The 8,074-nt window shown below is 55.2% G+C and carries 9 protein-coding genes; 5 read left to right on the top strand and 4 right to left on the bottom strand.

All coding sequences use genetic code 11. The features are described from left to right. Positions 1 to 180, top strand: a 180-nt coding sequence (locus B3P58_RS07595) for a hypothetical protein (protein ID WP_286716771.1), incomplete at its 5' end; no start/stop codon positions are given. Between the two features lie 216 nt (positions 181 to 396). On the opposite strand, the gene B3P58_RS07590 is transcribed toward B3P58_RS07595, so the two are convergent. Together B3P58_RS07590 and B3P58_RS07585 are read right to left on the bottom strand one after the other, a co-directional pair. Further along, entirely contained in the window at positions 397 to 1,497 is a 1,101-nt protein-coding gene (locus B3P58_RS07590; protein ID WP_286716769.1) for a nucleoid-associated protein, read from the bottom strand. Between the two features lie 70 nt (positions 1,498 to 1,567). Next, positions 1,568 to 2,110 carry an adenine phosphoribosyltransferase gene (locus B3P58_RS07585; RefSeq protein WP_145470106.1) on the bottom strand — a complete coding sequence of 181 codons (543 nt, stop codon included), beginning with the start codon at positions 2,108 to 2,110 and terminating at the stop codon, positions 1,568 to 1,570. 263 nt (positions 2,111 to 2,373) lie between these two features. Here B3P58_RS07585 and B3P58_RS07580 point away from each other — a divergent pair, with 263 nt between their 5' ends. Further along, positions 2,374 to 3,666, top strand: coding sequence for an NCS2 family permease (locus B3P58_RS07580; protein ID WP_286716766.1), 1,293 nt, complete (start codon positions 2,374 to 2,376; stop codon positions 3,664 to 3,666). Between the two features lie 93 nt (positions 3,667 to 3,759). On the opposite strand, the gene fghA is transcribed toward B3P58_RS07580, so the two are convergent. Then, on the bottom strand, positions 3,760 to 4,626 hold the full coding sequence (gene fghA, locus B3P58_RS07575) for an S-formylglutathione hydrolase (RefSeq protein WP_286716764.1): 867 nt from the start codon (positions 4,624 to 4,626) through the stop codon (positions 3,760 to 3,762). A gap of 9 nt (positions 4,627 to 4,635) precedes the next feature. Further along, on the bottom strand, positions 4,636 to 5,766 hold the full coding sequence (locus tag B3P58_RS07570) for an S-(hydroxymethyl)glutathione dehydrogenase/class III alcohol dehydrogenase (protein WP_145470110.1): 1,131 nt from the start codon (positions 5,764 to 5,766) through the stop codon (positions 4,636 to 4,638). A gap of 129 nt (positions 5,767 to 5,895) precedes the next feature. On the opposite strand from B3P58_RS07570, the gene B3P58_RS07565 reads away from it, so the two are divergent. From B3P58_RS07565 to B3P58_RS07555, 3 genes are all read left to right on the top strand, one after another. Next, positions 5,896 to 6,807 carry a LysR substrate-binding domain-containing protein gene (locus tag B3P58_RS07565; RefSeq protein ID WP_268866474.1) on the top strand — a complete coding sequence of 304 codons (912 nt, stop codon included), beginning with the start codon at positions 5,896 to 5,898 and terminating at the stop codon, positions 6,805 to 6,807. Positions 6,808 to 6,868: 61 nt separating this feature from the next. Further along, positions 6,869 to 7,252 (top strand): DUF2750 domain-containing protein, encoded by a 384-nt coding sequence (locus tag B3P58_RS07560; protein WP_225690873.1) that lies wholly within the window; start codon positions 6,869 to 6,871, stop codon positions 7,250 to 7,252. A 90-nt stretch (positions 7,253 to 7,342) separates the two neighbouring features. Beyond that, a complete protein-coding gene (locus B3P58_RS07555; RefSeq protein ID WP_145470114.1) occupies positions 7,343 to 7,930 on the top strand; it encodes a glutathione peroxidase in 588 nt (195 codons plus the stop codon). Positions 7,931 to 8,074 lie beyond the last annotated feature (144 nt).

Raw genomic sequence — 8,074 nt, 5'->3', positions numbered from 1 at the left:
GCAAAACCCTGCCCCGGAACGACACAAATTATTGGTACTTTAAAACGTCGTTCCGGGCGGGCTAAATGGCAGGAGCCATTTCAACAGCCGCAGGCTGGCCCGAAGGGTGAAGGGCATGGATGCCCGGAGTCATTGTTTTGCGTGCCGCATAATCACAGTTGGCTGCCCTCTTTTTTCTAAGTCAGGCCGGACGCGCCGAAAAGAGAGGATCGTAAGGAGATACCTCTCCTTGCAGGGGGCCAGGGGCTTGCCCCGGAAAGGCGTTCAGACTGAAAAACAGTCGTCGATGAATGCTGCAGTTTGGAGTGACTGGATGTCACTCCAAACTGTGGGACAGCAGTGCGCAGTTGCGGCTTTTTTTATGTCCGGGTTTTTATTCTTTCGCGTTGCCGGTAATCAGGATTCTTTTAATTGTTTCAGCAGCGACTCCGGCACCTTGGTGATGCGCAGCTCGTTACTGCTTTTATCAAAGATAATATCCTTATCCAGCAGGCTGGCAGAGAAACTCAGGCTCAGGTCTTTATTTTTACCGCTGTAACGGATAAATCCGCGCAGCTTTTTACGGTCGGGAATCAGCTCGGTTTTAATGGCTTCCGCCACTACCTGTTGTGAGGCTCCCTGAGCGGCCAGCTGCTCCGGCGTTAACCCGCTGTTTTGTCGCTGGCTTTGCTGGCGTTCTTTTTGTTTGTCGACAATATAGTGAGCAAAGGCTTTGGCCGGTTCGGCTTTAACCTGAGTTTCCATATAGCTGGCCAGTTCATCGAACACCACAGGTTCGCCACGCAGATCCTGCTCAATACAGTAATCCACCACCTTGGCTTTATACTCAAAGCTGTCTTCCGGGCTCAGGGTCTGGCTGAACTCATCAACAATTTCCAGAAACTCTTCGGTTTCGGCGGCGGTATTTAAGGTATCGGTAAAGCCAATGCATTCGGCAAACTGATTCTGCAGTGGCTTATCGCCACGGCCAAAACTGAACGTCAGGTATTTGCTGTCGTCATCGGCCAGCCAGTCGGTGATGTTGAGCATGACACCAAAACCGGTATTGGAAAAATCCAGATAATGGGTTTCGCTCAGCGTCATATCGGTATTAATCGATACGCTGCTTTTGCGCCGCAGGTGGAACATGTACAGGCGGTCGCTGTCGGCCAGCTGCTCGTAAAAGAAGGCGAGGTAGCCTTCCAGTGCCAGCTCGGTATTGTCGAGGGTATTGGCAAATTGCTTGCTCAGGCGGCGGGTGAGGGCAACAAAACTCTGACGCTCGCCCTGCCAGTCCTGAATCTGCGCCCGTGCCTGGGTAATTTCCGGATGAAAAATACCGTAGCGCTTACCCGCGCGCTGGGTCAGCACGGCTTTTAGCTGCGCCGCAGTCTGGGCGTAGAAGTGGGCGACCAGTTCGCTGTCGAGATCGGCTTCCTGTTCACTGCATACTAGCGTTGCCGCCGGGTCTTTGATGTCTTTGCTGATCTGATGGGTTACAAAATGGCGCAGGCTCATGGATGGTCTCTTATGGCTGTACTGTTACCAGGGCCTGTTTAGGCCCCAGGGCTCTCCGGTATGAAGGCTCTCAGTGTCCGTCAAATTCGCAGATGGCATAAACGTCGAATCCGGCGTTACGCAGTTTTTCGCTGCCTTTCAGGTCTGGCAGGTCAATGATGGCGGCTACTTCCACCACCTCGGCCTGCAGCTGGCGCACCAGCTCACAGGCCGCCAGCATGGTGCCACCGGTGGCGATCAGATCGTCCATCACCAGTACGCGGTCGCCGGCTTTAAAGGCATCGGTATGCAGTTCGATGGTGGCACTGCCGTATTCCAGATCATAGCTCTGGGTCACGGTTTTAAATGGCAGTTTACCTTTCTTGCGCACCGGTACCAGGCTCAGACCCAGCTCGTAGGCCAGCGGCGCGCCGAGGATAAAACCACGGGCGTCGATGGCAGCAATGGCATCCAGCTGCTGGTCCTGATAGCGGTGTACAAAGCTGTCGATCAGCTTACGGAATACGGCACGGTTCTGCAGCAGCGGCATGATGTCGCGGAACATCACTCCATCTTCCGGCCAGTTGGCTACGGTACGGATGGCGTCTTTAATTTCCTGGCTGTAGGCACTCATGGTCTGTCTCTGTCGGTTCGGGTACGGCAATGTACGTGGATATAAGAGCGGGTGCGGCGTATGGCCTGCGGTGCTGGCCGGCAAAAGAACCGACCATTCAGTCAGGTTTTCTTGGGCTTTGGCCAGCTGGGCATTATAATCCGCGGCCACAAAAAGTCTCCCTTCGCCGGATGCGGATGGCTCATGGCAGCAGTCTGCCTGAGTCGAGGCCGCATGAATGCTGGCTGCCGGGCTTGTTTCGCTAACCAACAAAGGTTCTTCCCATGCTGGAAAAGCTGTTTCAGCTGTCGCGTTTCGGCAGCAATGCACGCACCGAGCTGCTGGCCGGTGTTACCACCTACCTGACCATGGCGTACATTATTTTCGTTAACCCGTCGATGCTGGCCGATGCAGGTATGGACCATGGTGCGGTATTTGTGGCGACCTGTCTGGCGGCGGCTGTTGGCTGCTTTATTATGGGGTTTTGGGCTAACCTGCCGGTGGCGCTGGCACCGGGGATGGGGCTGAATGCCTTCTTTACCTATGGTGTTGTACTGGGTATGGGTTACAGCTGGCAGACCGCCCTGGGTGCGGTATTCCTGTCGGGCTGTATTTTTATTCTGCTCAGCCTGTTCAGAATCCGTGAATGGGCGATCAATGCCATTCCGGTCACGCTGAAAAAAGCCATTGCTGCCGGTATCGGCGCCTTTCTGGCACTGATCGCTCTGAAGAATGCCGGCATTATTGTGGCGCATCCGGCGACGCTGGTGAGTCTGGGCAATTTAGGTGATTTCGGCCCGGCCATGGCCATCCTTGGTTTCTTCCTGATTGTTGCCTTTACCCAGCGCAATATTCACGGTGCGGTGTTGCTGGCGGTGTTGCTGGTGAGTGTTATCGCGGTAGCCACCGGCCATGTGGAATATCAGGGCATTGTTTCTGCGCCGCCGTCCATCGCGCCGACCTTTATGCAGATGAATCTGGCAGAAGCCTTCGATGTGGCGATGCTGAGCGTTATTTTCGCGTTTCTCTTCGTCGATCTGTTCGATACCTCCGGCACCCTGATTGCCGTGACCCAGCGTGCCGGCCTGACCAAAAGTGATGGTCAGGTGCCACGCTTAAAGCAGGCCTTGCTGGCTGACAGTACCGCGACCGTGACCGGTGCCATGCTGGGTACCTCAACCACCACCAGTTATATCGAAAGTGCGGCCGGTGTTTCCGCCGGTGGCCGTACCGGCTTAACGGCGGTTGTGGTCGGCGTTCTGTTTCTGCTGAGCATTTTCTTCGCACCGCTGGCCGGTATGATCCCGGCTTATGCCACGGCCGGTGCGATTTTTTACGTCTCGATTCTGATGCTGTTCACGCTGAAAGAAGTGGACTGGGAAGACCTGACCGAAGCCGCGCCGGTGGCTGTGGTGCTGCTGATGACGCCGCTGACCTTCTCCATTGCCCATGGCATCACGCTGGGCTTTATCACCTATGCACTGGCGAAAGTACTGGGCGGTAAAGCGCGTGAACTGTCTGTCGGTGTCTGGGTGCTGTCGGCGCTGTTATTACTGAAAGTAATTTTTGTGCACTGATAGAGAGTGCGCAAAACACCGGCTGAAGATCGCGGGCAATAAAAAAGGCAGTGGAGCAATCCACTGCCTTTTTTGTTTTACCGTTCTGGCTGATCAGCCAGCCAGATACTGCGCATGAAAACGCAGATGATCATCAATAAAACTGCTGATGAAATAGTAGCTGTGATCGTAGCCTTCATTACGGCGCAGGGTCAGCGGATAGCTGCTGGCTTTGGCGGCGTCTTCCAGTGTTTCCGGGTGCAGCTGGTTGCTTAAGAAATCATCGGCCAGACCCTGGTCGACCAGCGCGGGTAAATGCGCTGACGCAGGACTGTTGCGCATTAACTCGCTGCTGTCATAAGCCAGCCACTGCTCGCGGTCGTTGCCCAGATACGCGCTGAACGCTTTGATGCCCCAGGGGCAGCGGCTCGGGTTGCTGATCGGGCTGAACGCCGACACCGAGGTAAAACGCTGCGGATTTTTCAGAGCCAGCGTCAGCGCACCGTGTCCACCCATAGAGTGACCACTGATGGCGCGCTTGTCGTTTACCGGAAACAGCGCCTCGATTAAGGCTGGTAATTCCTGCAGTACATAATCTTCCATACGGTAGTGCGCGGCCCAGGGTGGTTGAGTCGCGTTCAGGTAAAAACCGGCACCCAAGCCCAGATCGTAAGCGCCCTGCGGATCGTCGGCCACGCCGTCGCCACGCGGGCTGGTGTCCGGGGCGACGATGGCAATGCCCAGCTCAGCGGCCAGGCGCTGGGCGCCGGCCTTCTGCATAAAGTTTTCATCGCTACAGGTCAGGCCGGACAGCCAGTAAAGCACCGGCACCGGGTTGTCGTTACTGGCCTGTGGCGGCAGAAAAATCGCAAAGCGCATGCTGCAGTTAAGCACCGCCGACTGATGCCGGTATTGCTTATGCCAGCCGCCAAAACTTTTGTTCTGGCTGAGGCGCTCAACATCGGTATTCACGTCCGTCATAACAGCCCCTTACTGGTTGTAATGAATAACGCTGCGGATGCTTTTGCCTTCGTGCATTAAATCGAAGGCGTCGTTAATGGCATCCAGACCCATGGTGTGAGTAATAAAATCACTCAGTTTGAATTCGCCTTTTAAATAACGCTCAACGTAATCCGGCAGTTCGCTGCGGCCTTTCACACCACCAAAGGCGGTACCGCGCCAGACGCGGCCGGTAACCAGCTGGAACGGACGGGTGGAAATTTCCTGACCGGCACCGGCAACACCGATAATCACCGATTCGCCCCAGCCTTTGTGGCAGCATTCGAGTGCTGAGCGCATCACGTTAACGTTACCGATGCATTCGAACGAGAAATCCACGCCGCCGTCGGTCATTTCGACGATCACGTCCTGAATCGGCTTATCGAAGTTTTTCGGATTTACGCAGTCGGTCGCACCCAGCTGCTTGGCCAGTTCGAATTTACTTTCGTTAATGTCGATAGCGATGATGCGCGAGGCCTTGGCCATGGCCGCACCAATCACCGCCGATAAACCAATACCACCCAGACCAAAAATAGCCACGGTATCGCCTTCTTTTACTTTGGCGGTGTTCATCACCGCGCCCATACCGGTGGTGACGCCACAGCCCAGCAGGCAGACTTCTTCCAGTGGCGCCGTCGGGTTGACCTTGGCCAGAGAGATTTCCGGCAGCACGGTGTACTCAGAAAAGGTTGAGCAACCCATATAGTGATAAATGGTTTTGCCGTTTTGTGAGAAGCGGCTGGTGCCGTCCGGCATCAGGCCTTTGCCCTGGGTGGCACGGATTTTCTGACACAGGTTGGTTTTACCCGACAGGCAGAACTTACATTCGCCACATTCCGGGGTGTACAGCGGAATCACATGGTCGCCAACGGCAACGCTGGTCACGCCTTCACCAATGGATTCCACAATACCGCCGCCTTCGTGGCCGAGAATGGCTGGGAAAATACCTTCAGGGTCTTCACCGGACAGGGTGAAGGCATCGGTATGGCAGACGCCGGTGGCAACGATGCGCACACGCACTTCACCAGCCTTGGGTGGCGCTACCTGAACTTCTTCGACGGATAACGGCTGGCCCGGGCCCCAGGCAATAGCGGCGCGGCAGGTAATGGTTTCTGCGGTCATGGTGTATCTCCAACAGCAAAGATGATGAGTAAAAAATTCTGAACAGGCAGTGTAATCATTTCTTTTGGTGAGATAATCCTGCTGGTTATAAAATCACTTTTACATATTTGTAATAATCGGGCGAGAAAGATGCAATCAATACCCCAGTGGGAGGGCATCCGTGAGTTTGTGGCGGTGGCGGAATCCGGCAGTTTTACCGCGGCGGCGGTGCAGCTTGGGTTGTCTACCGCGCAGGTGAGCCGTCAGGTGCGGGCGCTGGAGCAGCGTCTCGGCAGTGAGTTGCTGTTCCGTACCACGCGACGGGTAGCGCTGACCGAACCCGGACAACTCTATTACCAGCACTGCCGCCTGCTGCTGGATGGTCTGGCCGAGGCGGAGCTGGCGCTGGGCAATCTGCAGGCTACGCCGCAGGGTAAGCTGCGCATCACTGCGCCGATGAGCTACGGCGAGCGCCATATTGCGCCCTTGTTAAATGACTTCGCTCTGCGTTATCCGCAGATTCAGCTGCATTATCTGCTCACCAACGAAAAGCTCGACCTGGTCGGCGGCGGTTACGATATGGCCGTGCGACTTGGCAAACTCGATGACGACCGGCTGGTGGCGCGGCGCCTGGCATCGCGCGAGCAGTACACCTGCGCTTCGCCGGGCTATCTGGCGGCCCATGGCGAGCCGCATTCGCTGGCGGAACTGAAGCAGCATAATTGTCTGGCCGGTACCCTCGATTACTGGCGTTTTCAGGAACAGGGGCGCGAGCGTGTGGTGCATATCAGCGGCAGTCTCAGTGCTAACAGTGGCCCGGCGCTGCTGGATGCGGCGCTGAAAGGCATCGGTATCGTGCAGCTGCCGGATTATTACGTGCAGCCCTATATTGAGCGCGGCGAGCTGATCAGCCTGCTGCCGGCCATCCGCCCCTCGCGTGAAGGTATCTGGGCGCTGTATCCGCCAAGCCGCAATTTATCGCCCAAGGTGCGCCTGCTGATTGATTATCTGGAGCAGCAGCTGAACGGAGCGGGCAGCGATCCGGACGCTGAATATCTGTAATGACTTAACCGCTACGAGTCCTTATAGTGCGCTTTTTAACGCCCGCATTAAGGCACGCATCATGAGCTATACCCTCAGTCAGAAAGAACATCAGGCCAGCCTGAAACTGTCGAATCATCAGCGCTATCAGTATTTTATCGACAAGGTCGTGGCGCACGGCGAAATCTGGAGTCTGGCCAACGACGAAGGCTGGGTAACCCTGACCTCAGAAGGCGATAACTGCCTGCCTGTCTGGCCCCATGCAGACTATGCCGCTGAATGGGCAAACGGCGAGTGGGAAGACTGTGCCCCCAAAGTCGTACCACTGGATGTCTGGCTGGAGCGCTGGACAGCGGGCCTGACCGCCGATGAAACCTATCTGGTGGTGTTCCCCAACCTGAAAGAAGAAGCGCTGCTGGTTGAGCCGAATGAGCTCGATGAAGCCCTGCGTGAGGCGATGGAATAAACCCGCCTTTAGCGGCGCTCATTGCTTGTTGTATAGGTTTTGTATAGTGTTGATGTTCTGTGACATCAACCCTTTCCTGCGGAGAACACCATGACTGTTATTCCCCTGCTTAAACGACTCGCCATGAGCGCTTTGCTGCTCAGCGTCAGCGCCTGTTCAACCCAGGCGGTTGCCATCGATCGCAGTGCTTTTACCACCACCGCTGAGGGCAATGCCTGTGCACCGATTTTTCAGCATAAAATGAAAAAGCTGCACAGTTCCAAAACGCTGGATCTGTGTGAAGTGGTGCAGGGCAGACCGGTACTGTTAATCAACACCGCCAGTCATTGTGGCTTCACCAAGCAGTTTGGCGATCTGGAAGCCATTCACGAAAAATACAAAGACCGTGGCTTGGTGGTGATTGGTGTATCGTCGGACTCGTTTGATCAGGAAGCCAAATCGGAAGAAGAAGCGGCGACCATCTGCTTCGAGAATTTTGGTGTCAGCTTTACCATGCTGGCGACCGTGCCGGTAAAAGGCGATAACGCTCATCCCCTGTTTAAAGAAGTAGCCCGCCAGGACACAGCACCGAAGTGGAATTTTTACAAATACCTGATTAACCGCGACGGTCAGATCATCAGCTCCAACTCCAGTTTTACCATTCCCGGTGACGACGATATTGAAGCGCTGTTGCGTTAATGTCCGCGTTATTTAACGTCACCTTAAAATGCAAAACCGGGTTTTTACCCGGTTTTTTTATGCGTTTTTATAACAGAACGATCTTCTTGCTAGGGCCTGTCGACACTAAGTAAATCCAGCATGCTGAGAGCCAGTTTTTCTCAG

It is taken from the genome of Thalassolituus sp. UBA2009 (genome assembly GCF_002335285.1).
In the GTDB taxonomy this organism is placed as follows: domain Bacteria; phylum Pseudomonadota; class Gammaproteobacteria; order Pseudomonadales; family Oceanobacteraceae; genus Venatoribacter; species Venatoribacter alkanivorans.
The sequence above is the reverse complement of the archived record's forward strand: the minus strand, read 5'-3'. Positions and strand labels throughout refer to the sequence as shown.

What these genes read in the sequence shown, in the direction of transcription:
- B3P58_RS07580 (WP_286716766.1), top strand. Translation starts at nt 2,374, where the DNA reads ATGCTGGAAAAGCTGTTTCAGCTGTCGCGTTTCGGCAGCAATGCACGC.
- B3P58_RS07590 (WP_286716769.1), bottom strand. Translation starts at nt 1,497, where the DNA reads ATGAGCCTGCGCCATTTTGTAACCCATCAGATCAGCAAAGACATCAAA.
- B3P58_RS07555 (WP_145470114.1), top strand. Translation starts at nt 7,343, where the DNA reads ATGACTGTTATTCCCCTGCTTAAACGACTCGCCATGAGCGCTTTGCTG.
- B3P58_RS07570 (WP_145470110.1), bottom strand. Translation starts at nt 5,766, where the DNA reads ATGACCGCAGAAACCATTACCTGCCGCGCCGCTATTGCCTGGGGCCCG.
- B3P58_RS07560 (WP_225690873.1), top strand. Translation starts at nt 6,869, where the DNA reads ATGAGCTATACCCTCAGTCAGAAAGAACATCAGGCCAGCCTGAAACTG.
- fghA (WP_286716764.1), bottom strand. Translation starts at nt 4,626, where the DNA reads ATGACGGACGTGAATACCGATGTTGAGCGCCTCAGCCAGAACAAAAGT.
- B3P58_RS07585 (WP_145470106.1), bottom strand. Translation starts at nt 2,110, where the DNA reads ATGAGTGCCTACAGCCAGGAAATTAAAGACGCCATCCGTACCGTAGCC.
- B3P58_RS07565 (WP_268866474.1), top strand. Translation starts at nt 5,896, where the DNA reads ATGCAATCAATACCCCAGTGGGAGGGCATCCGTGAGTTTGTGGCGGTG.